The 24,274-nt window shown below is 71.2% G+C and carries 24 protein-coding genes; 11 read left to right on the top strand and 13 right to left on the bottom strand.

Going from position 1 to position 24,274, the window contains the following annotated elements:
- The first annotated feature begins 68 nt into the window (after positions 1-68).
- The 3 genes from ACFULQ_RS10950 to ACFULQ_RS10960 are packed head-to-tail and all read left to right on the top strand — an operon-like array spanning position 69 to position 3,059.
- The gene (locus tag ACFULQ_RS10950; protein ID WP_383541189.1) at positions 69-1,451 is read left to right on the top strand and encodes a ferric reductase-like transmembrane domain-containing protein; all 1,383 of its coding nucleotides are present in this window, start codon (positions 69-71) and stop codon (positions 1,449-1,451) included.
- A 29-nt stretch (positions 1,452-1,480) separates the two neighbouring features.
- Entirely contained in the window at positions 1,481-2,266 is a 786-nt protein-coding gene (locus ACFULQ_RS10955; protein WP_383541192.1) for an FMN-binding protein, read from the top strand.
- On the top strand, positions 2,259-3,059 hold the full coding sequence (locus ACFULQ_RS10960) for an FAD:protein FMN transferase (RefSeq protein ID WP_383541194.1): 801 nt from the start codon (positions 2,259-2,261) through the stop codon (positions 3,057-3,059). The genes ACFULQ_RS10955 and ACFULQ_RS10960 overlap by 8 nt, the downstream gene beginning before the upstream one ends.
- A gap of 69 nt (positions 3,060-3,128) precedes the next feature.
- On the opposite strand, the gene ACFULQ_RS10965 is transcribed toward ACFULQ_RS10960, so the two are convergent.
- From ACFULQ_RS10965 to ACFULQ_RS10995, 7 genes are all read right to left on the bottom strand, one after another.
- A complete protein-coding gene (locus tag ACFULQ_RS10965; RefSeq protein ID WP_020138005.1) occupies positions 3,129-3,674 on the bottom strand; it encodes an arginine repressor in 546 nt (181 codons plus the stop codon).
- 19 nt (positions 3,675-3,693) lie between these two features.
- Positions 3,694-4,836 (bottom strand): acetylornithine transaminase, encoded by a 1,143-nt coding sequence (locus tag ACFULQ_RS10970; RefSeq protein ID WP_383541395.1) that lies wholly within the window; start codon positions 4,834-4,836, stop codon positions 3,694-3,696.
- A 41-nt stretch (positions 4,837-4,877) separates the two neighbouring features.
- The gene (gene argB / locus ACFULQ_RS10975) at positions 4,878-5,789 is read right to left on the bottom strand and encodes an acetylglutamate kinase (RefSeq protein WP_383541197.1); all 912 of its coding nucleotides are present in this window, start codon (positions 5,787-5,789) and stop codon (positions 4,878-4,880) included.
- Positions 5,786-6,937 carry a bifunctional glutamate N-acetyltransferase/amino-acid acetyltransferase ArgJ gene (gene argJ / locus ACFULQ_RS10980; RefSeq protein WP_383541199.1) on the bottom strand — a complete coding sequence of 384 codons (1,152 nt, stop codon included), beginning with the start codon at positions 6,935-6,937 and terminating at the stop codon, positions 5,786-5,788. The genes argB and argJ overlap by 4 nt, the downstream gene beginning before the upstream one ends.
- Positions 6,934-7,962: an N-acetyl-gamma-glutamyl-phosphate reductase gene (gene argC, locus ACFULQ_RS10985; protein WP_383541202.1), complete on the bottom strand. Its 1,029-nt coding sequence runs from the start codon at positions 7,960-7,962 to the stop codon at positions 6,934-6,936. The genes argJ and argC overlap by 4 nt, the downstream gene beginning before the upstream one ends.
- A gap of 65 nt (positions 7,963-8,027) precedes the next feature.
- On the bottom strand, positions 8,028-10,643 hold the full coding sequence (locus ACFULQ_RS10990) for a YfhO family protein (RefSeq protein WP_383541205.1): 2,616 nt from the start codon (positions 10,641-10,643) through the stop codon (positions 8,028-8,030).
- 158 nt (positions 10,644-10,801) lie between these two features.
- Positions 10,802-11,407 carry an ABATE domain-containing protein gene (locus tag ACFULQ_RS10995; protein ID WP_383541208.1) on the bottom strand — a complete coding sequence of 202 codons (606 nt, stop codon included), beginning with the start codon at positions 11,405-11,407 and terminating at the stop codon, positions 10,802-10,804.
- A gap of 81 nt (positions 11,408-11,488) precedes the next feature.
- Here ACFULQ_RS10995 and ACFULQ_RS11000 point away from each other — a divergent pair, with 81 nt between their 5' ends.
- Positions 11,489-12,721 carry a cysteine desulfurase gene (locus ACFULQ_RS11000; protein WP_383541211.1) on the top strand — a complete coding sequence of 411 codons (1,233 nt, stop codon included), beginning with the start codon at positions 11,489-11,491 and terminating at the stop codon, positions 12,719-12,721.
- Between the two features lie 36 nt (positions 12,722-12,757).
- Entirely contained in the window at positions 12,758-13,198 is a 441-nt protein-coding gene (locus ACFULQ_RS11005) for a carboxymuconolactone decarboxylase family protein (RefSeq protein WP_383541214.1), read from the top strand.
- Here the strand turns inward: ACFULQ_RS11005 and ACFULQ_RS11010 are convergent.
- Positions 13,185-15,662 carry an alpha-L-arabinofuranosidase C-terminal domain-containing protein gene (locus ACFULQ_RS11010; protein WP_383541217.1) on the bottom strand — a complete coding sequence of 826 codons (2,478 nt, stop codon included), beginning with the start codon at positions 15,660-15,662 and terminating at the stop codon, positions 13,185-13,187. The genes ACFULQ_RS11005 and ACFULQ_RS11010 overlap by 14 nt on opposite strands.
- 152 nt (positions 15,663-15,814) lie before the next feature.
- Between ACFULQ_RS11010 and ACFULQ_RS11015 the strand changes: the two genes are divergently transcribed.
- Positions 15,815-16,258 carry a DUF6314 family protein gene (locus ACFULQ_RS11015; protein WP_383541219.1) on the top strand — a complete coding sequence of 148 codons (444 nt, stop codon included), beginning with the start codon at positions 15,815-15,817 and terminating at the stop codon, positions 16,256-16,258.
- Positions 16,259-16,379: 121 nt separating this feature from the next.
- On the opposite strand, the gene ACFULQ_RS11020 is transcribed toward ACFULQ_RS11015, so the two are convergent.
- The gene (locus ACFULQ_RS11020) at positions 16,380-16,973 is read right to left on the bottom strand and encodes a histidine phosphatase family protein (protein WP_383541221.1); all 594 of its coding nucleotides are present in this window, start codon (positions 16,971-16,973) and stop codon (positions 16,380-16,382) included.
- A gap of 73 nt (positions 16,974-17,046) precedes the next feature.
- On the bottom strand, positions 17,047-17,487 hold the full coding sequence (locus ACFULQ_RS11025) for a GNAT family N-acetyltransferase (RefSeq protein WP_383541223.1): 441 nt from the start codon (positions 17,485-17,487) through the stop codon (positions 17,047-17,049).
- An 89-nt stretch (positions 17,488-17,576) separates the two neighbouring features.
- Here ACFULQ_RS11025 and ACFULQ_RS11030 point away from each other — a divergent pair, with 89 nt between their 5' ends.
- The gene (locus ACFULQ_RS11030; protein WP_383541225.1) at positions 17,577-18,212 is read left to right on the top strand and encodes a DUF6461 domain-containing protein; all 636 of its coding nucleotides are present in this window, start codon (positions 17,577-17,579) and stop codon (positions 18,210-18,212) included.
- Here ACFULQ_RS11030 and ACFULQ_RS11035 read toward each other — a convergent pair.
- On the bottom strand, positions 18,209-19,642 hold the full coding sequence (locus ACFULQ_RS11035) for a PLP-dependent aminotransferase family protein (RefSeq protein ID WP_383541228.1): 1,434 nt from the start codon (positions 19,640-19,642) through the stop codon (positions 18,209-18,211). The two genes, ACFULQ_RS11030 and ACFULQ_RS11035, sit on opposite strands and share 4 nt — an antisense overlap.
- Here ACFULQ_RS11035 and ACFULQ_RS11040 point away from each other — a divergent pair.
- Entirely contained in the window at positions 19,641-20,573 is a 933-nt protein-coding gene (locus ACFULQ_RS11040) for a DMT family transporter (protein WP_383541230.1), read from the top strand. The two genes, ACFULQ_RS11035 and ACFULQ_RS11040, sit on opposite strands and share 2 nt — an antisense overlap.
- 85 nt (positions 20,574-20,658) lie before the next feature.
- The gene (locus ACFULQ_RS11045) at positions 20,659-20,859 is read left to right on the top strand and encodes a DUF1918 domain-containing protein (protein ID WP_053848921.1); all 201 of its coding nucleotides are present in this window, start codon (positions 20,659-20,661) and stop codon (positions 20,857-20,859) included.
- On the opposite strand, the gene ACFULQ_RS11050 is transcribed toward ACFULQ_RS11045, so the two are convergent.
- A complete protein-coding gene (locus ACFULQ_RS11050; protein WP_383541233.1) occupies positions 20,828-22,087 on the bottom strand; it encodes a glycoside hydrolase family 10 protein in 1,260 nt (419 codons plus the stop codon). The two genes, ACFULQ_RS11045 and ACFULQ_RS11050, sit on opposite strands and share 32 nt — an antisense overlap.
- 158 nt (positions 22,088-22,245) lie before the next feature.
- On the opposite strand from ACFULQ_RS11050, the gene ACFULQ_RS11055 reads away from it, so the two are divergent.
- The gene (locus ACFULQ_RS11055; protein WP_383541236.1) at positions 22,246-23,145 is read left to right on the top strand and encodes a 3-hydroxybutyryl-CoA dehydrogenase; all 900 of its coding nucleotides are present in this window, start codon (positions 22,246-22,248) and stop codon (positions 23,143-23,145) included.
- Positions 23,146-23,375: 230 nt separating this feature from the next.
- Positions 23,376-23,633 (top strand): hypothetical protein, encoded by a 258-nt coding sequence (locus ACFULQ_RS11060; RefSeq protein WP_383541238.1) that lies wholly within the window; start codon positions 23,376-23,378, stop codon positions 23,631-23,633.
- 37 nt (positions 23,634-23,670) lie between these two features.
- On the opposite strand, the gene ACFULQ_RS11065 is transcribed toward ACFULQ_RS11060, so the two are convergent.
- Complete coding sequence (locus ACFULQ_RS11065; RefSeq protein ID WP_383541240.1) at positions 23,671-24,210, bottom strand: NUDIX hydrolase; 540 nt, start codon at positions 24,208-24,210, stop codon at positions 23,671-23,673.
- Positions 24,211-24,274 lie beyond the last annotated feature (64 nt).

A 24,274-nucleotide genomic window follows, 5' to 3' on the forward strand; every position in this document is an offset into this window, starting at 1 on the left:
CGTCACGGCACGTATCCAAGGACCAAGGGACCACGCCCACCCCCCTTGCCCCCGTCCTCGGAGGAAACGTGACCACGACGCTCGCAGGCGGCCGCGCCGCCCGCCGCCAGACGATGCGCCGCATCCGCCCGCGCCGTTCCCCGGCGACCGTCCTCCTGCTCGCCGTATGGGCGGGCGCGGTCGGTGTGCTGTGGCTGTGGTGGCACAACACGCCGTCCGTCGCCGACGACAACAGCAAGATCCTCAACGCGGGCCGGATCACCGGCCTGCTGGCGGGCTATCTGATGGCGCTCGTGGTGCTCCAGATGGCCCGGGTGCCCGCGCTGGAGCGCCGGGTGGGATCCGACCGGGTGGCCCGCTGGCACGCGATGAGCGGCCGCTACACGCTCTGCCTCACGGTCGCCCACGTCTTCCTGATCATGTGGGGCTACGCCCTCCAGGCCGGCAAGGGGCTCGGTGACATCGTCCAGCAGACGATGGACTCCATCAACCAGCTGCCGGACATGGGCAAGGCGGCCATCGGCACCGGCCTGCTGTTCTTCATCGGGCTGATCTCGATCGGCGGGGTGCGCCGGCGGATTCCGTACGACACCTGGTACCACGTGCACCTGCTGACGTACGCGGCGGTCTTCCTGACCTTCTGGCACCAGCTGACCACCGGCAACGACTTCGCGGTCGAACCGGTCGCCAAGACCGTCTGGTACGGGCTCTACGGCTCGGTCACCGCGCTGGTGATCTGGTACCGGATCCTCACCCCGATCCGGCTGAACCTGCGGCACCGCATGTACGTCGAGGCCGTGATCGAGGAGACGCCCGGCGTGGTGTCGGTCCTGATCGGCGGGCGCAAGCTGCACCGGATGGGCGCGGAGGCGGGCCAGTTCTTCCGCTGGCGGTTCCTCGCCCCGGGCATGCGGTTCTCCTCCCACCCGTACTCGCTGTCCGCGGCGCCCCGACCGGGCATGCTGCGGATCACGGTGAAGGCGATCGGCGACCACAGCGAACGGCTGCGGGAGCTGGAGCCCGGCACCAAGGTGTGGGCCGAGGGGCCGTACGGCGCGCTGACCGCCCAGCGCCGCCGCAGCGGCAAGGTGCTGCTGGTGGCGGGCGGTGTCGGCATCACCCCGATGCGGGCCCTGTTCGAGACGCTGCCGGGCGCGGCCGGTGACATCACCCTGCTGTACCGGGCCAACACCACCCAGGACCTGGCCCTGTGGGACGAGCTCGCCGCCATCGCGGACGAGCGCGGCGCCCGGCTGATGTACGCGGTCAACAGTCCGGACGGGGAGCGCCCGGACATCTCCGCGGAGTCCCTCCAGCGCAAGCTCCCCGACATCGACCAGCACGACGTGTTCATGTGCGGGCCGAACGGCTTCGCGCAGTCCGTGTACGAAGCACTGCGCGGCGCGGGTGTGCCCGCCCGCCGCATCCATCACGAGTCGTTCGAGATGTGAGCGACGGGAATCCAGGAGCTGTTGAAGCGATGAGGAAGTCTCACCCCGTCCGTCGGGTCGTGCTCGCGACGGCCGCCACCGTGTCCGGTGTCGTGCTGATGCTGTCGCTGAAGCCGTCCACGGACCCGGCGTCCGCCCAGGCGGGCGGCGCGATCCCGCAACAGACGGCGGCGGCGCAGGAGTCGGCCCAGGGCGGCACCGGGGCGGCCGCCGGCGGTGCGGTCACCGGAGACGTGGTCCAGACGCAGTACGGCCCGGTCCAGGTCCGCATCACCGTCAGCGGCAACAGGATCACCAAGGCGGAGGCGGTCCAGGCGCCCAAGGGCGGCGAGAGCGACCAGAAGACGGCCCTGTCCGTCCCGAAGCTCAACCAGGCCGTGGTCGCCAAGCAGAGCCCGCAGATCGACACGGTGTCCGGGGCCACCTACACCAGCGAGGGCTACAAGAAGTCCCTCCAGTCCGCGATCGACAAGGCGAACCAGGCGGCGTCCCAGGCGCAGCCGTCGGCCCAGCCGTCCCAGCCCGCGGGCGGAGCGGCGGCGGCCAAGACGGTCACCGGCACGGTCGCGCAGACCCAGTACGGCCCGGTCCAGGTCCGTATCACCGTCAGCGGCGGCAAGATCACCAAGGCCGAGGCCGTGCAGGCGCCGAGCGGCGGGACCAGCAGCCAGAAGACCGAGCAGTCCGTCCCGAAGCTCAACCAGGAGGCCGTGGCCGCCGGCAGCGCGGACATCGACACGGTGTCCGGGGCCACCTACACCAGCGAGGGCTACAAGAAGTCGCTCCAGTCCGCGCTGGACCAGGCCGGTGGCTGACACGGTGACCGAGCCGGCACAAGCTCCCGCCGCGGTACGTCACGTGGAGGAGGTCATGGGGACGGTCTTCTCCTTCGACGTCCGCGGCGGGGAACCCATTGCCGTACAGACGGCGGTGCGCGAAGCGGTGGCGGGACTGCACCGCGTGAACGAGGTGTTCAGCACCTACCGCGACGACAGCCAGGTCTCGCGCCTGGCCCGCGGTGAGCTGACGGTCGCGGACTGCGACCCCGAGGTCGCCGAGGTCCTCGAACTCGGCGCGGAGGCCGAGCACTTGAGCGAGGGCTGGTTCAGCCTGCGCTACGAGGGCCGCCTCGACCCCACCGGCATCGTCAAGGGCTGGGCGGTGGAGCGCGCGGCCCGCCGGGTCGCTCTCGCGGGAGCGACCGGCGTGAGCGTCAACGGCGGCGGAGACGTCCAACTGCTCGGCGTACCGGGCCCCGAACGCCCATGGCGCGTGGGCGTCTCGGACCCCCTGCGCCCGGGCGGCCTGGCGGCGGTGGTCTCGGCGGCGGGAGCGGCGGAGTTGGCGGTGGCCACATCGGGCTCGGCCGAGCGGGGCGCCCACATCGTCGACCCCAGAACGGGCCGTTCGGCGGTGACGGACCTGGTGGCGGTGACGGTAGTGGCCCCCACCCTGACCTGGGCGGACTGCTGGGCGACAGCAGCTTTCGCCATGGGTTCGAGAGAGGGCCTGGCCTGGCTGGAAAGCCTGCCGGACACGGAGGCCCTACTGATCACGGCGGGCGACGAGGTGCTGATCACGGGGGGTCTGGCGGCTCGACTCGGGTGACTGGATGTTTTTAGGGGCGCGGGGAACTGCGCGACCAGCCCCCACGAACCCGCACCCGACCGACAACCTCTAGTGCCCGTTCTGAGCCAACCGCAACAAGTGCTCAGCCAGCGCCTGACCCCCGGTCGGATTCCGGCTGATCAACATCAACGTGTCATCACCGGCGATCGTCCCCAAGATGTCATGCAGCTCAGCCTGATCAATGGCAGACGCAAGGAACTGCGCAGCCCCCGGAGGAGTCCGCAGCACCACAAGATTCGCCGAAGCCTCCGCAGAGATCAGCAGCTCCTGCGAAAGCCGCCGCATCCGCTCCTCCTTCGCCGACTCCCCCAGCGGCGCCCGAGGAGTCCGGAAACCCCCCTCACTCGGCACCGCGTAGATCAGGTCACCGTCGGTGTTGCGGATCTTCACCGCGTTGAGCTCGTCGAGGTCCCGGGAGAGCGTCGCCTGCGTGACGCTCAGCCCGTCGTCGGACAGCAACTTGGCCAACTGGCTCTGCGACCGCACCGGTTGCCGATTGAGGATGTCCACGATCCGGCGGTGGCGCGCGGTACGCGTCTGCGGCACGGCGGGCCCGGCGCCCCCGTTGTGCTCGTGCTCCTGCGCATGACTCATCGTCGTCTCATTCTCCGGATCATCCGTCCGCCCTGGCCGTGTCCAGGATGCCGGGGAGCGCCTGAAGAAGCGCGTCCGCTTCGTCGTCGCCGAGGTTCAGCGGCGGCATCAGCCGTACGACGTCGGGGGCGGGCGCGTTCAGCAGGAAACCGGCGTCCTGAGCCGCCTGCTGCGCCTGCGGCGCGAGCGGCTCGGTGAGCACGATACCCAGGAGGAGCCCGGCACCCCTGACATGGCCGATCAACGGGTGTCCGAGTGACTCGATCCCGTCCCGCAACCGCTCGCTCTGCCGCTTGACGTTCTCCAGCAACCCGTCGTTCGCGATGGTGTCGAGGACGGCGAGTCCGGCGGCGCAGGCGACCGGGTTGCCGCCGAACGTCGTCCCGTGGTGCCCCGGCTGGAGCAGCTCCGCGGTCCGTCCGAAGGCGATGGTCGCGCCGAGCGGCAGTCCGCCGCCGAGCTGCTTGGCGAGGGTGACCACGTCCGGCAGCACCCCGTCGTGGGCCTGGTACTCGAACCAGTGCCCGGTACGGCCGATGCCGGTCTGCACCTCGTCGAGGACCAGCAGCGCGCCCTTGGCCGCCGTGATCGCCCGGGCCGCCTTGAGGTACCCGGCGGGGGGCATCACGACGCCGTTCTCGCCCTGGATGGGCTCGATGACGACGAGCGCGGTGTCCTCGGTGACCGCGGCGGCCAGGGCCTGCGCGTCGCCGTAGGGCACGTGCGTGATGTCGCCGGGCAGCGGCAGGAAGGGGGTCCGCTTGGCCGCCTGGCCGGTGAGGGCGAGGGCGCCCATGGTCCGGCCGTGGAAGCCGCCGTCGGTGGCGACCATGTGGGTGCGTCCGGTGAGCCTGCCGATCTTGAAGGCGGCCTCGTTGGCCTCGGCCCCGGAGTTGCAGAAGAAGACCTTGCCGTCCCGGCCGAAGAGCTGGAGCAGCCGCTCGGCGAGGGCGACGGTGGGCTCCGCCATGAAGAAGTTGGAGATGTGGCCGAGGGACGCGATCTGCCGGCTGACGGCCTCGACGATCGCCGGGTGGGCGTGGCCGAGCGCGTTGGTGGCGATCCCGCCGACGAAGTCCAGGTACTGCTTGCCCTCGCTGTCCCAGACCTTGAGTCCCGCACCGCGGACGAGGGGCAGGCGCGGGGTGCCGTAGTTGTTCATGAGCGAGCCCTGCCACCGCTGGGAGAGCTCCTGATTGTCCGTCACTTCGCGTCCCCCTCTTGTCCGTCGGGCACGACCATGGTGCCGATGCCCTCGTCGGTGAAGATCTCCAGCAGGATCGAGTGCTGGACCCGCCCGTCGATGACCCGGGCCGTGGTCACGCCGTTGCGCACGGCGTGCAGACAGCCCTCCATCTTCGGGACCATGCCGGAGCTCAACTCCGGCAGCAGCTTCTCCAGTTGGGAAGCGGTGAGGCGGCTGATCACCTCGTCGCTGTGCGGCCAGTCCTCATAGAGGCCCTCGACGTCCGTGAGGACCATGAGAGTCTCCGCTCCAAGCGCAGCAGCGAGTGCCGCAGCCGCCGTGTCAGCATTGACGTTGTAGACATGTCCGTCGTCCTGGCTACGGGCGATCGACGAGACGACCGGGATCCGGCCGTCGGCGAGCAGTGCCTCGATCGCGCCCGTGTCGATCGCGGTGATCTCGCCCACCCGCCCGATGTCGATCAACTCGCCGTCGATCTCGGGCTGGTGCTTGGTGGCGGTGATGGTGTGGGCGTCCTCGCCGGTCAATCCGACGGCGAGCGGCCCGTGGTGGTTGAGCAGCCCGACCAGCTCGCGCTGCACCTGACCGGCCAGCACCATCCGTACGACGTCCATGGCGTCCTCGGTGGTGACCCGGAGGCCGGCCTTGAACTCGCTGACGATGCCCGCCTGGTCGAGGGCGGCGCTGATCTGCGGGCCGCCGCCGTGCACGACGACCGGTTTGAGCCCGGCGTGGTGCAGGAAGACGACGTCCTGGGCGAAGGCGGCCTTGAGGTCCTCGTCGATCATGGCGTTGCCGCCGAACTTGATGACGACCGTCTTGCCGTTGTGGCGGACCAGCCAGGGCAGCGCCTCGATGAGGATCTGGGCCTTGGGGAGCGCGGTGTGCTTCCGCGTGGGGCTGCTCATGACGAGTAGGCGCTGTTCTCGTGGACGTAGTCCGCGGTGAGGTCGTTGGTCCAGACGGTGGCGGTCTCGGAGCCGGCCGCGAGGTCGGCGACGATGTGCACCTCGCGGTAGCGCATGTCGACCTTGTCGCGGTCCTCGCCGACGCCGCCGCTCTTGCAGACCCAGACGCCGTTGATGGCGACGTTCAGCTGGTCGGGCTCGAAGGCGGCCCTGGTGGTGCCGATGGCGGAGAGGACGCGGCCCCAGTTGGGGTCCTCGCCGTGGATGGCGCACTTGAGGAGGTTGTTGCGGGCGATGGAGCGGCCCACCTCGACGGCGTCGTCCTCGGAGGCCGCGTTGATCACCTCGACCTTGATGTCCTTGCTGGCGCCCTCGGCGTCCCGGATCAGCTGCTGGCCGAGGTCGTCGCAGACCTGCCGTACGGCTTCCGCGAACTCCGCGTGGTCCGGAGTGACTTCGGAGGCGCCGGAAGCGAGCAGCAGGACGGTGTCGTTGGTGGACATGCAGCCGTCGGAGTCGACGCGGTCGAAGGTGGTGCGGGTCGCGGCCCGAAGTGCCGTGTCCAGCACGTCACTGGGAAGGTCCGCGTCCGTGGTGAGGACGACCAGCATGGTGGCGAGGCCGGGAGCGAGCATGCCCGCGCCCTTGGCCATGCCGCCCACGGTCCAGCCGTCCTTGGTGACGACGGAGGTCTTGTGGACGGTGTCGGTGGTCTTGATGGCGATGGCGGCCTTCTCGCCGCCGTGCTCGCTCAACGAGGCGGCCGCGGCCTCGACTCCCGGCAGCAGCTTGTCCATCGGGAGCAGGACGCCGATGAGTCCGGTGGAGGCGACGGCGACCTCGCCCGCGCCGATCTCCAGGACCTCGGCGACCTTCTCGGCGGTGGCGTGCGTGTCCTGGAAGCCCTTCGGTCCGGTACAGGCGTTGGCGCCACCGGAGTTGAGGACGACGGCGGTCAGCTCACCGCTCTTGAGGACCTGCTCGGACCACAGCACGGGCGCGGCCTTCACGCGGTTGGAGGTGAAGACGCCGGCGGCGGCGCGGCGCGGCCCGGTGTTGACCACGAGGGCCAGGTCCGGGTTGCCGTTCTCCTTGATTCCGGCGGCGATGCCCGCCGCCTGGAATCCCTTGGCTGCCGTGACGCTCACGGTGCGACTCCGATCGTGGAAAGACCGAGCTCCTCGGGGAGTCCGAGGGCGATGTTCATGCTCTGGACGGCACCGCCCGCGGTGCCCTTGGTCAGGTTGTCGATGGCGCTGATCGCGATGATGCGGCCCACGGCCTCGTCGAGGGCGACCTGCACCTGAACGCCGTTCGAACCGTAGACGGACGCCGTGGCGGGCCACTGGCCCTCGGGGAGCAGGTGGACGAAGGGCTCGTCGGCGAAGGCCTTCTCGTAGGCGGCGCGGACGGACTCGGCGGTGACGCCGGGCTTGGCAGCCGCGCTGCACGTGGCGAGGATGCCGCGGGGCATCGGCGCGAGGGTCGGGGTGAAGGAGACGGCGACCTTCGAGCCCGCCACCCCGCTGAGGTTCTGGATCATCTCGGGCGTGTGCCGGTGGCCGCCGCCCACGCCGTACGGCGACATGGACCCCATGACCTCGCTGCCCAGCAGGTTCGGCTTGGGGGCCTTGCCCGCGCCGGAGGTGCCGGAGGCGGCGACGATCACGGCCTCGGACTCGGCGAGCCCGGCGGCGTAGGCCGGGAAGAGGGCGAGCGTGACGGCGGTGGGGTAGCAACCGGGCACCGCGATGCGCTTGGAGCCCTCCAGCCCGGTGCGGGCACCCGGGAGTTCGGGCAGGCCGTAGGGCCAGGTGCCGGCGTGCGCGGAGCCGTAGAACTTCTCCCAGTCGGCCGCGTCCTTCAGCCGGAAGTCGGCGCCCATGTCGACGACGAGGACGTCCGGGCCGAGCTGTTCGGCGACGGCGGCGGACTGGCCGTGGGGCAGGGCGAGGAAGACGACGTCGTGGCCGGCGAGGACGTCGGCCGTGGTCTCCTGGAGTTCCCGGTCGGCCAGCGGCAGCAGGTGGGGCTGGAGCGAGCCGAGCCGCTGTCCGGCGTTGGAGTTGCCGGTCAGGGCGCCGATCTCGACCTCGGGGTGCGCCAGGAGCAGCCGCAGGACCTCACCGCCCGCGTATCCGCTCGCTCCGGCCACTGCCGCACGTACCGCCATGTCATCCTCCTCCTGGATGGCATGACTATACGTTTCGCTGCACGTTTATGCAACCGCGTGCATACTCACGCCCTCCTGCGGCGCACGGCCCGGAACGCGCCGATTCCGAGGATGCAGACGAGTGCCCCGGCCCCGATCGTCGTACCGAGCCGCAGTCCCGGCGGACGGAACGCGCAGGTGACAGTCGTCGAGCCGCCGTCGAGGGGTACGGCGATCAGCCCGTGGTACTGCCTCGCGGGTACGGCGTCGGCGGCACCGGCGGCACAGCGCCAGCCCGCGATCCGGGGCGCCGCGACGACCGCGACACCCTTGCTGCCCGCCGGAAGTTCCGCCCGGATCGTGCCCCCGGAGCCGGAGACGGTCACCTTGGTGGCGCCGGTGGCCTTGAGCTGCCGTACGGCGGACCGCAGCCGGCCGGTGTCCAGGCAGCCGATCGCACCGTCCGGCACGACGCCCGGCCCGTTCGGGGACAGCTCGACGGTCAGGCGCCCGGAGTGCGGGACCGTGCCGAGCGGCTGCATCGCGGCGATCTTGGTGACGGGCCAGTCGGCGCGGAACCGGCCGGTCAGGTCAGCGGCGGTGGGGCCCGCGAGCCGTGCGGTGCCCGCGTAGTGCGGCGCCCAGAGGTAGACCTCGTTGCCCGCGGGACACCGGGCGGTGAGCGTCGCCCTCCCTCCCACGCGCACGCCTTGGCGCCGGTCCGTGCTGCGGTCCGCGGGCCGCCCGGCGCCGTTCAGGACGGTGACGCGGGGCACGGTGTAGACGCGGGCGCCCAGCAGGAGCTCCTGGTTGCGGTACGGCGAGGGGCCGAAGGCGCCGGTCGCGGGGGACGGCCGTACGGTCACCAGGGGCGGCACGTCCTCCCTGGTCACCGTCACCCCGCTGCCGTCCTGCGGGAACCAGTTCTGGTGCGGGTCCGGCGGGGAGTGGACGCGGGCGCCCACGGAGAAGATCGCGTCCGTGACGGCGTTGTCCAGGCTCTGGAGGCTGCGGCCGCCCGAGGTCCAGCCGTACCCGAGGGCGGTGAGCGTGCTGCTGAACACGGCGGAGGTGTGACTGCTGTAGTACTGGGCGCCCTGGCCGCCGACCTCCAGCGGGTCGTTGCCGACGGTCTGCTCCCGGCCCGGGTCGGTCCGGTAGCGGGGCCAGCCGTCGGCCCGCGCGATCGCGTCCGCCTGCTCCTGCTGCCGGTCGCCCCAGGGGGCGTAGTCGTCCATGTGCCCGAGCCGCATCCGGGCGGCCACGGCGGAGGTCGCGGTGGCCTCGCCGACCTGCGTGCCGATGAGCAGAACGGCGGCGAGGGCGGCCGGGGCCATGCGCAGGAGGGGGCGGCGACGGCCGAGCAGGAGCAGCCCGAGCAGCGCGCCGAGGAACGCCGTCAGGAAGACCGGCCAGGCGAAGGAACGCACCAGCGGGCTGCCGCTCGCCACGACCGCGACGAGCGCGAGCACTCCGGCGGCCGCCCCGAGCGCCCGCGGGTCGAGACGGCCGTACGACAGGGAGTGCCAGGCGGCGATCACCAGCAGGGCGCAGACCACGAAGGTCTGGCGGTACGAGCTGCCCTGCGGGGCGGCGAAGGCGTGCCAGAGCAGATGGGTCGGGCCCCACTGCATCGACAGGGTCACCGCGACCACCAGCAGCGTCCACCCGGCGCGCACCCGGCGGGGGGCCGCCCGGTGGAAGGGCAGCGCGAGGGCGAGCAGCAGGGCCGTGGTGCCGACGAAGAGCGCCGGGGAGCCGAAGCTGTACGTCGTCGGCAGCAGCCGGGCCAGCAGGTCCTCCGTGCCCACCCGCGCGAACAGGGTGAAGCGGCCTGCGGAGGCGTGCGCGCTGCCGAAGTACACGACCGTGACCAGGGGCGCGGCGAGACCGATGCCGAGGGCGAAGGTCCCGGCGGCCCGCCCCGCGGCGGTGAGCCTGCGGCGGGCCGGGAGGTCGGCCAGGCACAGCCGCAGCAGGAAGACGAGGGCCGCGGCGAGGGTGGCCATGTAGGCCGTGTAGAAGTTGGCGATCCAGGCGGCCGTCACCACCAGCACCCCGAGCAGCGGGCGGCGGCCGCTCAGGACCCACTCGCCGACCAGGCACAGCAGCGGCAGGGCGATCAGCCCGTCGAGCCACATGAGGTTGTACGAGGCGGTCGCCACGGTCCAGCCGCACAGGGCGTACGACGCGCCGAGCAGTCCGGCCGCCCACCAGCGACCGGGACGCAGCCGCAGCAGCAGCCAGGTCATGGCGGCCGCGGCGCAGGCGATCTTCAGCACGGTGATCACGTACACCGCGAGGTCGATCTCGGCCCTCGGGAACACCGCCACGAGCGGGGCGAACGGGCTGGTGAGGTAGGTGCCGAGGTCGGGCAGGAAGCCGGCGCCGTACCCCGACTGCCAGTTGACGAGGAGCCCGCCGGTGCCGCGTCCGTGCAGCAGGTCCCACAGGTGCGCGTGGAAGGGGACGTACTGGTTGCCGAGGTCGCTGACGTTCCGGGTGCGCGGACCGAAGGGGTAGCTGCGCGCGACGGCGTCGGCCGCGCACAGCACCACGACGGTGATCGTCGCCGCGAGCAGGGCGGCCCGGCCCGGGCCTGGCGGTGGCCCCGGCGGTGGTTCCGTGGCGGCCGCCACGGGCACGCGGCCGGACAGCCGGCCGTGCGCGGTCTTCGGTTCGGGCGGGATGGTCGGTCGCACACCCTGTCCACTGGTCACTTGGGCCCCCGTCCGGGGTCTTCACCCCAGCGCGTCGTTTCTGCGCCGAATTAGACGGAGGGTGAATACGGTTGGTTGTGCGCCTGCCGATGGCGGGGCGGTGAACACCGGACGACCTGAAAACCAACGAAAGGTGCTGCTCAGCCGCGCCTGTCGGCGCGCTTCGCCGCATACGCCCGAGCGGCCCGGACCCGGTTGCCGCACTGGGTCGTGCACCAGCGCCGGGCTCCGTGGGAGCGCAGGAACCAGCGCGCGCAGCCCTGGGCGGCGCACTCGGTGAGCCGCGCGGCCTCGGCCCCGGTGAGCAGGTCGGCGGCGTCCTCGGCGAGCAGCGAGAGGGCCGCGGCGGCCGGGTTGGCCGCGTCGGGTTCGTCGGCGCGGTGCGGGCCTTCGGCCGTCCAGGCGAGCCGCGGGGTCGAAGGGGCCGCGGCGAGCGCGGAGTTGAGGGTGGCGAGGTCCGCCTCGGCGGGCCGGGCGTGCCCGTCGTACGCCTGGAAGAGCGCCCGCAGCGCCTCCCGCAGGCCGAGGAGCCGCCCGAACTGCCGCCCGTTCAGCGCGACCCGGTCCGGCAGCAGTTCATGCCGTACGAGCCACAGGTGCGCGGCCTCGGGGTCGTCGAGCAGGTCGACCTTGCCGTGGCTGAGGGTGAAGCGCGTGTTGACCAGGGCCAGCGAGAGGTACTGGTCCTCGCCGGGGACCGGGAGCTGGCGCAGATGAACGGGGGCGTCTTGATCCACGGTTCTCATGGTAATGCTTGCGATTCTCCGTGAGGAGTCCTAGCGTGCCTCACGGAGAATCATCAGTGAAACCGTGAGAGGTGAGATGCCGTGGGCTTCGACGTGGACGCGCTGCGCGAGGACTTCCCGATCCTGGGGCGGACGCTGGACAGCGGTGCCCGTCTCGTCTATCTGGACTCCGGCGCCACCACCCAGAAACCGCTCCAAGTCCTCGACGCGGAGCGGGACTTCTACCTCACCCACAACGCGGCCGTGCACCGGGGCGCGCATCAGCTCGCCGGTGAGGCGACGGAGGCGTACGAGACCGCGCGGCGCACGATCGCCCGGTTCGTCGGGGCCGCCGAGGACGAGGTGGTCTTCGTCAAGAACACCACCGAGGGCATCAACCTGGTCGCCTACGCGCTGGGCAACGCCCGCCGGATCGGCCCCGGCGACCGGATCGTCGTCACCGAGATGGAGCACCACGCCAACCTGGTGCCCTGGCAGCAGCTCGCGGAGCGCACGGGGGCCACGCTGGACTGGTTCGGGCTGACCGACGAGGGCCGGCTCGACCTGAGCCGGATCGACGAACTCCTCGACGAGCGCACCAAGGTGCTCGCCGTCACCCATCAGTCCAACGTGCTCGGCACGGTCAACCCGGTGCGTGAACTCGCCGACCGGGCCCATGAGTTCGGGAGCCTCGTGGTGGTCGACGGCGCCCAGTCGGTCCCGCACCGGCCGGTTGACGTCCGGGAGCTGGGCGCGGACTTCCTGGCCTTCTCCGGGCACAAGATGCTCGGCCCGAACGGCATCGGTGTGCTGTGGGGCAGGCGTGAACTCCTCGCGGATCTGCCGCCGTTCCTCACCGGCGGCTCGATGGTGGAGATCGTCGAGATGGACCGCACCACCTTCCTGCCGCCCCCGCAGCGCTTCGAGGCGGGCGTGCCGATGACCTCCCAGGCGGTGGGGCTCGCGGCGGCCGTCGCGTATCTGGAGGCGCTCGGCTTGGCGGAGGTGGCCGCCCATGAGGACCGGCTCACGGCACGTGCCCTGCAAGCGCTGGGCGAGATCCCGGGGGTGCGGATCGTGGGCCCCACCGACCTCACGGACCGCGGCTCGGCCGTCTCCTTCACGGTCGACGGCATCCACCCGCACGACGTCGGCCAGGTCCTGGACGACCGGGGTGTCGCCGTCCGGGTGGGCCACCACTGCGCCCGTCCGATCGTGCGCCGCTACCGCCTTCCGGCGACGACCCGGGCCACCTTCTACGTCTACACCACGGAGGCCGAGGTGGACGCCCTGGCCGACGGGGTGCGGGCCGCCCAGGAATACTTCGGACGGTGAGTGCGAGGAAGCGCCGGCGATGACCGAGGAGCGGAGATGAGCGAGAGCACCACCCGTGAGGAGCGGTTCGAGCGAGGCCTGGAGATGCTGGCGAGCGTCAATCCCGAGGTGGGGCAGCGGGTTCTGGACTCGCTCGCCGACATCAGCCCGGAGATGGGCCACCAGCTCGTCGCCTGGGGGTTCGGCGAGATCTACTCCCGGCCGCAGCTGGTGCCCCGGGACCGGCAGTTGGTCACGCTGGGGATGCTGACCGCGCTGGGCGGCTGCGAGAGTCAGCTGGAGGTCCACGTCCACACGGCGCTGAACGTGGGACTCACCCCCGAGCAGATCGCCGAGGCGCTGCTCCAGTCGGCCGGCTACTGCGGCTTCCCGCGGGCCCTCAACGCCATGGCCGTGGCGAAGAAGGTCTTCGCCGAGCGTGGGCTGCTGCCGGTCGGACAGCAGCCCACGGAGGGCGGGCCGGCTACCTCTGTCTGATCCTCAGGAAGGTGACCGAGTTCGGCGGGAAGGTGTACGTGAACTTTCCGGCGACGCCGTCGAAGGTCGACCTCACCGGCGCGACCGCCGTCGACGTCTCGCTGTTCACGGCGTCGGAGGCGGCCGCCAGCGTCGTGACCCGGGCCCTGGACGCGACCTTGGCGCCACCCAGGTCGATCGCCGTACGGGCCGCCGAGTCCTGCGCGTTGACGACCTTGACGATCAGCTCACCGCTCTTCTGGTCCCTGGTGACGACCTGGCGGAACGGCTCGGCGGGCTTGTCGTCGGTGAAGCTGCCCCACTCCTGTCCGTCGAGGTAGAGGGTGACCTGGCGGCCCCGCACCTTGACGTCGACGTCGTAGGTCCGACCGGTCTCCACCGACCCGGCCTTGGAGATCAGCGTCGACTTGCCGCCGTCCACGGCCTGTTCGACGGCGGTCTGGGTGTTGTTCCAGCCGCCGATGTTCCACCAGTAGAAGTTGCCGGTGTCCTTGACGCCGAACGCGACGAGGAAGCCCTCCTTGCCGGACCTCTTGGTGGCCTTCACCCGCAGGTCGTAGTCGTGCCAGCTCGGGTCGCCGGCCGAGACCATGGTGTTCTCGGCGTTCACGTCGGTCTGCACGTACCGGCCGTCCTGGACGCTCCAGCTGCCGCCGCCCGTGTGGGTCCACTGGGAGGCGCCGGAGGAGAAGTCGTCGGTGAGCAGCGTGCGGCCGTCGGCGTCCGTGACCTGCACGTCGTCGTACGCCGCCGTGGTCGCCCAGGTCGACAGGCCGACGGCGCCGGTGATCGGGGCGAGCAGCGAGGGCGTGCCGGTGGCCGTCGAGGGCACCACCCGGTCGCCGACGTTGTTCATGAAGAGCTTCTGGACCTCGTAGTTGGCGGAGTTCCAGGAGGCGTGGTTGTTGAACCAGATCAGGTCCGGGCGCCACTGGACGTAGTCCTCGTTGGCGAACAGCGGGGCGTAGGAGGCGAGTTTGACGACGTCGGCGTTGCGCTCCAGGCCGGTCATGAACGCGGCCTCGGTGAGCCCGTTCTTGAACGTGTTGCCCTGGGAGGCGTACTCGCCGAGGAAGACCTTCGGGCCGCTGCGGTCGTAGGAGTCGTAGCGGTCGTTGTTCTGGAGGAACCACTGGGGGCTGTTGTAGTAGTGCTCGTCGACCATGTCGACCTTGGCGTCCTTGTTGAGCTGCCAGGCCGTGTCGAAGGTCGTACCGGAGTCGTCCGGGCCGGAGTTGGAGATCACCTGGATGTCCGGGTACTTCGCCTGGATGGCGGCGCGGAACTCCTTGAAGCGGGCGAAGAACTCGTTCGGGAGGTTCTCCTCGTTGCCGACCTCGATGTGGGTGAGATGGAAGGGCTCGGGGTGGCCCATCCCCGCCCGCACCTTGCCCCAGGGGGAGTTCGCCGGGCCGTTGGCGAACTCGATGAGGTCGAGGGTGTCCTGGATGTGCCGCTTGAGCAGCGCCTCGTCGACGACGGCCCTGTTCTGGCCGCAGCCGGTCACCAGAGCGGGGACGACGGGCAGCGGCATGGCGCCGATGTCCTCGGCGAGCCGGAAGTACTCGTAGTAGCCGAGGCCGTAACTCTGGTTGTAACCCCAGAAGTTGGCGTTGGTGGCGCGCGTCTCGACCGGGCCGATGGTGTCCTTCCACTGGTAGGACCGCTTGCGCTGGTAACCGGAGGCCTCGCTGTAGTCCTCCATGGAGCCCGTGTTGACCAGACAGCCGCCCGGGAAGCGCACGAAGCCCGGGTGCAGGGCGGCGATCTTCTCGGCGAGGTCCTTGCGCAGGCCGTTGGGCTCACCGCGGTAGGTGTCGCGGGGGAAGAGGGAGACCATGTCGAGAGCGGCCGCCGCCGAGGAGGCCACGGTGAGACGGCCGCTGCTGCTGGTCCGCGTCGCGGTGAGGGTGGCCTGGTACCGGGTCCAGCCGCTCTTGGTCACGGCCACCTCGCGGGCGGTGGCGAGCGTGCCGTCGGCGTCCCGCAGCGAGACCGTGAGGGCGGTGGCGGCGGCCGCGCGGGCCCACACCGAGAAGTCGTACTTCTTGCCCGCCTCGACGTGGATGCCGGTGTTGTATCCGGCGTTGGTCACGGAGGAACCGGCGGCCAGCGAAAGGTAGGCGCGGTTGCGGTCGTTGAGGCGGCCGCCGTCGTTCACGACCTGGGCGGTGCCGTCGACCGTCCACGCGGTCAGCGGGGTGTACGAGGTGTTGTCGGCGGTGGAGTACTCGAAGGACCTGTTCTGCACGAGCTCGGCGTACAGACCGCCGTCGGCGGCCCGGTTGATGTCCTCGAAGAAGACGCCGTACATCGTGTCGTCGATCCGCGCGCCCTTGGCGGTGGGGTCGACGGTGATCGCGTAGTCGGTGACGTCCTCGGCGTGGGCGGGGGCGGGGATGGTTCCTGCCGCCACCAGGAGTGCGGTGGCGCTGAGACCGAGTCTCCAGCGGGTGCGTGACATGGATACTCCGCGGCTCTGTCGACGTGGGGTTCTACCGGAGTCGAGTTCGAAATATCGGACGCTGATCAGCACATCGAACGGCAAGATAGGGAGGGGGAATCCGAAGCGTCAACGGGTCGCGCGGTACCGAAAGTGTCGGAAGCGAGGGAGACATGGGCGGGTTCTGGCCAGTGCCGGACGTGCTGGCGTATCTGGCCGGGGACTGGCGGACCGAGCGGACCGTGCGGGATCTGGCGAGCGGGGCCGAGGGGGAGTTCTCCGGTGTCACCGCTTTCGGCCGGCTGGCGGGTGGCGGGCTGCTGTCGCAGGAATCGGGCACCTTCGTCTGGCAGGGCGTGCCGCGCCCCGCCGAGCGGACGCTCCGGTTCCTGCCGACCGCGACACCGGGTACGGCGGACGTCCGCTTCGCCGACGGCCGGCCCTTCCACGACCTGGACCTGAGCTCCGGCCGCCACGTCGCCGACCACCCGTGCGCGGCGGACCTCTACCGCGGCGAGTTCACCGCCCTGGACACGGACCACTGGCGCACGGTGTGGCGGGTCGGCGGCCCGGCGAAGGACTTGGTACTGACGACGGAGTACGCGCGGGTGGGCTGAGGTGGACGGCTGCGCGGGCGTGGGCTGAGCCGGATATCTACGCGGGCGTGAACTGAGCCGACCCAACCACCCTCGCCGGCCGAGCCGATTCACCACCCGCCCGCAGCCCGCCCCCGACCGCCTACGCCCGCGTCCGCTGAGTCGCGGCCGCCTCGAAGCGCAGGTTCCAGCGGCCGGCGCGGCCCGTCACCGAGATCGCCGACAGAGGGCGTACGTCGAGGTTCCAGTAGGTCGACGGGGGCGCCTTCAGGACGTAGACCAGCGCGGCCCGGACCACGGCCGGCTCCGCGACGGCGACGACCCGGCCGCCGTCCTCCACCGGCCGGGTGTCGAGCCACTCCCCCACCCGGGCGATGAACGCGAGCAGCGACTCACCGCCGTGCGGGGTCGCGCGCGGGTCGGCGAGCCAGGCGTCCACGGACTCCGGCTCGCGGGCCATCGCCTCGCCGAGGGTCAGCCCGCGCCAGCGCCCCATGTCACAGTCCCGCAGCGCGAGTTGGACGAGGGGTGAGTAGCCGAGGGCGTCCCCCGTGGCCCGGCTGCGGGGCGTGGGCGAGCAGTACCGCAGCTCGGCCGCCGCGAGCGGCAGCAGATCGGGTGCCACGGCCAGCACCTGGTCCCAGCCGGCCTGGTCGAGCGGACGGTCGTCCTCGAACCGCTCGGCGAGCAACGAGGAGCTGCGCGCGGCGGCGACGAACGTGACCCGAAGTTGCATGCGGCGATCGTGAGCCGCGAAAGTGCGCAGGTCAAGAGGTGTTACCGGGGATTTACCGTGGGTACGCGCGGGCTCACTGGTCGAAGCCCAGCACCATCCATCTCTCCGGCTCGGCCAGCGGCGCGAACCCGAGCTTCCCGTACACCCCGTGCGCGTCGAGGGTGGCGAGCGCGATCCGCCTCGGGCCGTACGGCCGCAGGTGCTCCCGTACCGCCCCGACGAGCGCCACGCCGATCCCCTTGCCGCGCACGGCACGGTCCACGTAGACATCGCAGAGCCAGGCGAAGGTGGCCATGTCGGTGACCACGCGCGCGTAGGCCACCTGCTCCCCCGAAGCCGTGTCGTACACCCCGAAGTTGAGCGACCCGGCGATCGCGCGGTCCTGCTTCTCCCGCGGTCGCCCGATCGCCCAGTACGCGTCGGTGGACAGCCAGTGGTGCACCCGGTCGGCGTCGAGACGCTCGGGGTCGGTGGAGATCTCGTAGCCCCCGGGGAGGGGCGGGGTGTCGGTCATGCCGGGAGATTCCCAGGTCAGGGCTGTCGGCGTCGAACGGTTTTCCGTGGGCGGAGGGCGTTGTCAGTGCCGGGTGCGAAGCTGTGGGCATGACGGGGATGACGACGACGGCCGCGGACTACACGTGGCTCAAGGAGCGGCGGTACGGACTCCTGATGGATGCGTACTGCCTCGCGCTGGTCCGGGACCTCACGCCCGAGGAGCTGCTGCGGGAGCTGGGAGCCGAGGGGCGGGAGCGGATCACCGGGGTGGACGGGCTGAGCGGGCCCTCGTACGAGGTCCACGACCACTCCCGGCAGTTCGTCGGAGCCACGGCGACGGGCGACTGGACGCTGATGGTCCAGTTCAACGGCTACCTCGGCATCACCGACACGGCCATGCTGCCGCTCTCTCGCGGCCGCCGGGTCGTCTCGCACTTCCTCAACGTCAACGCGGTGGACCGCTTCTGCTGGTACGAGGACGGCGATCTGCGGCTGCACTTCGAACCGCTCTTCGCCGACGAGCGCTACGGCAGCCACCCCGACGAACTCCTCACCGAGATGCGGGAGTCGGGCTTCGACCTCACCGAGCGCGAGGAGGACGGCGACCACGACGCCTACTACACGTCCCTGACCGGCGCCTCCTTCGCCCTCGCCCACCGCCTGACCGGCATACGCCTGACGCCCGAGCTGTTCGCCGACGCCGAGTTCCTGTGCGGGGTGGCGCCGGTGCCGCGCGGGGGCTAGAGCACCTCGTCGCAGGCCGTACGCAGCCGTCGTACGCCCTCCTGGATCTCCTGCGGACCCGCCACCGCCGCGAAGCTCAGCCGGAGGTGTCCGGCGGGCGGTTCGGCGCTGAAGTACGGGCGGCCCGGGGTAATCGCGACGCCCGCGCGGAGGGCGGCCGAGGTCAGGGCGGTCTCGTCCGTGCCGTCGGGCAGCCGCAGCCACAGGTGGTAGCCGCCGGACGGGATGTGCGGGAGGACCAGTTCGGGGAGGTCCAGCCGGAGTGCGGTGGTCATGGTGTCGCGGCGGGCCTTCAACTCCGCCGAGATCGACCGCAGATGGCGGGACCAGGCCGGGGAGCCGACGAGTTCCAGGGCCGCCTCCTGGAGCGGACGGGGGACGAAGAAGGTGTCGACGATCTGGATCGCGCGCAGCCGTTCCAGCACCGGGCCCCGTGCGGCGAGCGCGCTGACCCGGAAGCTCGGTGAGGTCGCCTTGGTCAGCGAGCTCACATGGACGACGACTCCGTCGGGGTCGTCGGCGGCCAGCGGGCGCGGCAGCGGGCCGGCGTCCTCGTGCACGAGCCGCCGTACGAAGTCGTCCTCGACGACGAACGCGCCGGCCTCGCGGGCGGTCCTCAGCACCTCGCCCCGGCGCTCGGGCGCCAGCACGGCTCCGGTCGGGTTCTGGAAGAGCGGCTGGCAGACGAACACCCGGGCACCGGTCGCCCGGAACGCGTCGGCGAGCAGATCCGGCTTCACCCCGTCCGGGTCCACCGGGACGGGGACGGGACGAAGGCCGGCGGAGCGCGCGATCGCCAGCATGCCGGGGTAGGTGGGCGACTCGACGAGCACGGGTGCGCCGGGCGGGGCCAGCGCCCGCAGGGCCGTCGTGAGCGCGGACTGGCCGCCCGCGGTGATCAGCACCTCCGCCGCGGTGACGGTTCCGCCGATGTTCCGCGCGAACCACTCGCGCAGTTCCGGCAGTCCCTCCGTGGGCGGTCGGCCCCAGGCGCCGGGGCGGCGGCCCGCGCGGGCCAGGGCCGCGGACATCGCGCGCTCGGGCTGGAGGGAGGGGTGCAGATAGCCGCCGTTGAACTCGATCACGCCGGGCGGCGGGGCGGCCAGCGACACCAGGACGCCGGACGCGTCGACCGAGCGCGGTACGAAGTCGGCGGCGCCGTCCGCGCTCAGCGCCACCTCCTGCCAGGAGGTGTCCCCGGCCGCGGTGACGGCGGTGCGGGCCTGTGCGCGGAAGGCGCCGGCGCCAGGGCGGGTCACGACGAGTCCCTCGGCGGCGAGCTGGGCCAGGGCGCGGGAGACGGTCACGGGACTGACCCGGAAGCGGTCGACGAGCGCCCGGCTCGACGGGAGCTTTCCTCCTGGAGAGTAGCGGTTCAGCTCTCGCCGCAGCTGTTCTGCCAGTTCGGTGACGCTGCTACGCTCTTGCATGAGAGCACAGAGTAGCGCTACCGCACCGACCGGGATAGCGGTCACCGGTCCGGAGACCTCTCCCACCACCCCGACCAGGACCTTCGGCACCGCCTTGGCCGCCCTCGGGGTCGCCGCCTTCTCCCTCACCTTCCCGGCCACCGCGTGGGGCCTGGAGGGCTTCGGGCCCTGGTCCCTCGTCGCGGTGCGGAGCGTCCTCGCGGCGCTGATCGCGGGTGGCTGCCTGGCGGCGCTGCGGGTGCCGCTGCCGAACCGCCGTCACTGGCCGGGGCTCGCGGTCGTCGGTGCCGGCGTGGTCGTCGGCTTTCCTCTCCTGACGACCCTGGCCCTCCAGACGTCGACCACCGCGCACGCCGCCGTCGTGGTCGGTCTGCTGCCCCTGACGACCGCGCTGCTGTCCGCCCTGCGCGTCGGCACCCGCCCCTCACGGACCTTCTGGACGGCCGCGCTCGCGGGCGCGGCCGCGGTGGTGGCCTTCACCGTGCAGCAGAGCGGCGGCGCCCTGACCACCGCCGACCTGTATCTCTTCGCCGCACTGCTGGTGTGCGCGGCCGGCTACACCGAGGGCGGCCGGCTGGCCCGGACCATGCCCGGCTGGCAGGTCATCGCCTGGGCGCTGGTGCTGTGCCTGCCGCTCAGCGTGCCCGCGGCGGCGCTCGCGCTGTCCCACGAGCCCGTGCACCTCACCGCGCACAGCGTGGCCGGGCTGCTGTGGGTGGCTGCGGGCTCGCAGTTCCTCGGCCTGGTGGTGTGGTACCGGGGGATGGCGGCGATCGGCATCCCCAAGGCCAGCCAGTTGCAGCTTGCCCAGCCCCTGCTCACACTGGTGTGGTCGGTGCTGCTGCTCGGCGAGCACCTGACGGTGGCCGCCCCGCTGACGGCCGCGGCGGTGCTGGTGTGCATCGCGGTCACCCAGCGGGCGCGGGGCTGAGCGATGCTGACGCGTCGGTTCCCAGTGGGCCTCCGCGCCGTAAAATCAGGCCACCGACCGGTCACTTGGTGAGGAGGCACCGCTGATGCGCGCAACCGTGGGCGACCAGCTTGTCCAGCACGGCAGGGTGGTCGGACAGCAGGACAAGGTCGGCGAGATCGTCGAGGTGATGGGTCAGGAGGGCAACCCCCCGTACCGCGTCCGCTTCGAGGACGGGCACGAGGGTGTGTGCTCACCGGGTCCCGACACCGAGATCAGGCACCGCTTCCAGCAGACAGGCCGGTGATCCCGCGCGGTGGTACCGCCCGCTGCTGATAGTGGTCGGCGACCACCCGCGCCATCGCCCCGATCGAGTCGGAGGCCACCTCGCGCGCGGCGAAGAAAACATGTCCGCGCACCTGCTTGTACTGGCGCGCGAGCGTGAGGTGCCGCGACAGCTCCGCCGGATCCTGCCAGGCCGCCGGCTGCGCCGGGTCCCCGGCCTTGTAGAGGGCCTCGCCCAGGTACAGCTTCGTCCTGCTCCCGCGCGCCTGCTCGGCCCACCAGGGCAGCAGCTTGGCGTAGTCGGCGGCGGAGAAGCCGATGTTCCAGTAGAGCTGCGGCACGAGATAGTCGATCCAGCCCTCGCGCAGCCACTTGCGGGTGTCCGCGCAGTTGTCGTCGTACGACTGCACACCCGCGCGCGTGTCCGAGCCGAGCGGGTCGGTGGCGAGGTTGCGCCACACCCCGAACGGGCTGATGCCGAACTGCGTGGTGGGCCGGATCCGCCTGATCGCCGCCGCCGTCTCCAGGACCAGTTTGTCGATGTTGTCCCGGCGCCAGTCGCCCCGGTTCGAGAAGTCGCCGCCGTAGCGGTCGTAGGCCGCGTCGTCGTCGAAGGTCTGGCCTGCCACCGGATACGGGTAGAAGTAGTCGTCGAAGTGGACCGCGTCCAAGGGGTACTTGCGCACCGCGTCGAGGATCGCCGTCTCCACGAAGGCGCGGACCTCGGGCAGGCCGGGGTTGTAGTAGAGCTTCCCGCCGTACGGCACCACCCAGTCCGGGTGCCTGCGGGCGGGGTGGGAGGCGACCAGCTTCGTCGGATCGCCGTGGTTGGCGATGCGGTACGGGTTGAACCAGGCGTGCAGTTGCAGGCCCCGCTTGTGCGCCTCGGTGACGGCGGTGCCGAGCGGGTCCCAGCCCGGGTTCTCGCCCTGCGTCCCGGTGAGGTACTGCGACCAGGGCTCATAGGGCGAGGGCCACAGGGCGTCCGCGGTGGGCCGTACCTGGAAGATCACCGTGTTCAGGCGGTCCGCGGCCGCCCGGTCGAGGTGGGCGATCAGCTCGGCCCGCTGCTGTGCGGCGGTCAGACCCGGCTTCGAGGGCCAGTCCCGGTTGGACACGGTGGCCAGCCACACGCCGCGCATCTCGGTCGGCGTCCACCAGTACCGCCGTGGTGCGGCCGCGGCTCCCGAGGCCGTCGTGAGGGTCGACAGCGCGGCCAGCGCGAAGGCCCGGCGCGACAGACGTCCCATGTGCACACTCCCCCAACACCATGGATCCGCTCGGTCGCGGATCGACTTCGGGCCCCAGAATGCCCGACGGATGACCGACCCCGACGATCGATCATCGATACTTGGGAGTAACGTGCTCGAACGGAGCAGGAACCGGACCACGGCCGACCTGCCACCAGGTGAAGATCAGCGAAAGGGACGAAGTGACGGACTTCCCGGCCGGAGACATCGCACGCGTCGGAGTGGTGGGCTGCGGCCAGATGGGGGCGGGCATCGCCGAGGTGTGCGCCCGCGCCGGTCTGGACGTGAAGGTCGCCGAGACCACCGGCGAGGCCCTGGAGATCGGCCGCACCCGGCTGTTCAACTCCCTCAGCAAGGCCGCCGAACGCGGCAAGATCAGCGCGGACGAGCTGGCCGCCACGCAGGCCCGGCTCTCCTTCACCACCGACCTCGGCGAGTTCGCGGACCGCGACCTGGTCATCGAGGCCGTCGTGGAGAACGAGCAGGTGAAGACCGAGATCTTCCAGGTGCTCGACCAGGTGGTGACCCGCCCGGACGCGATCCTGGCCTCCAACACCTCCTCCATCCCGCTGGTGAGGCTGGCCGTCGCCACCTCGCGGCCCGACCAGGTAGTCGGCATCCACTTCTTCAACCCGGCCCCGGTGCAGAAGCTCGTCGAGCTGATCCCGGCGCTCACCACCTCCGAGGGCACCCTGGCCCGCGCCCAGGCCTTCGCCGAGAAGCTGCTCGGCAAGCACGCGATCCGCGCCCAGGACCGCTCCGGCTTCGTGGTCAACGCGCTGCTGATCCCCTATCTCCTGTCCGCGATCCGGATGTTCGAGTCGGGCATCGCGAGCCGCGAGGACATCGACAACGGCATGGAACTCGGCTGCGCCCACCCGATGGGCCCGCTGAAGCTGTCCGACCTGATCGGCCTGGACACCGTCGCCTCGGTCGCCTTCAGCATGTACGAGGAGTACAAGGAGCCGCTGTACGCCGCTCCCCCGCTGCTCCAGCGCATGGTCGACGCGGGCCGGCTGGGCCGCAAGTCCGGCTCGGGCTTCTACACCTACGGCTGACCCGTACCCTCCACGGCCAACCGGCACCCTGTCCGTTCCAGGGTGCCGATGACACAGTGCTACGACCGCGGGCCCGGCTCTCTTCGGAGTGCCGGGCCCGTGTCATTCACACACCGTGTGCGCGCCGGGCCCGCATATGCCCCTCGCACACTCTCCCCACGTGCCCACCAGGCGAGTTGACTCTTCATGCGCATGCAAGGGATGTGACGACTACGGAAAGGAGCGGACCCGTGACCGCCGACCCGGAGCATCCCGTGGTCCATGGAGAACTCGCAGAGTTACGACGTCGCCTCGACGTCGCGTACGCACGTGTCGAGGGCGGCCTCGCCCTTCTCAGTCATCGTACGAAGGAGACGGACAAGGAGATCGACGATCTGAGCGCACGGATCATCGCCCTGGAGCACGCCCGGTGGCCGCTGCCCGCGGTCGCGGCGATCACCGCCGTGGGCGCGCTCGTCGTGGCGATCTGGCAGGCCCTCGGCCGCTGAGGCCTCGGGACAGCGGGGTGGGGGATCAGGGCAGGTCCTAGGTGTCCTGACCGAGCCTCAGATGGTGCAACAGCAGTAATGCGGCCGCCATGTTGGCGGCCGGGACCTCCCCACGGGCGACCATGTCGGGAACGAGTTTCAGGGGGACCCATTCCCGGCGGTCGGACTCGAAGTCGTCCACGGGGTGCCCGATGTACTCGCCCTCGTCGGCCCAGTAGATGTGGTGCCGGGCGTCGGTGAGCCCGTTGGAGGGCTCCACGCTCATCAGGTGCTGGAGCGGCCCCGGCCGCCAACCGGTCTCTTCCTCGAGCTCCCTGGCGGCCGCGACGGCGATGTCCTCGCCGTCCTCGACCACCCCCGCGGCGAGCTCCCAGCCCCAGCTGTCGGTGATGAAGCGGTGGCGCCACAGCAACAGGACCTCGTTGGCCTCGTTCACCACCGTGGCGACGGCGACCGGCCTCAGCCGTATCAGGAAGTGGTCGAGGTGCCGCCCGTCCGGTAGGGCGACATCGGCGAGATTGACGCTGAACCAGCGGTTTTCATACACAGTTTGTTCGTTCTGTTTCGTCCACTGCACGGTTCTGCCACCTTCCGTCGAGTAAGTGGCAATATCGCAGCAGGGACTGTGGGTGTCGGCGGTC

The organism is Streptomyces sp. NPDC057253 (genome assembly GCF_042669125.1).
Taxonomy (GTDB): domain Bacteria; phylum Actinomycetota; class Actinomycetes; order Streptomycetales; family Streptomycetaceae; genus Streptomyces.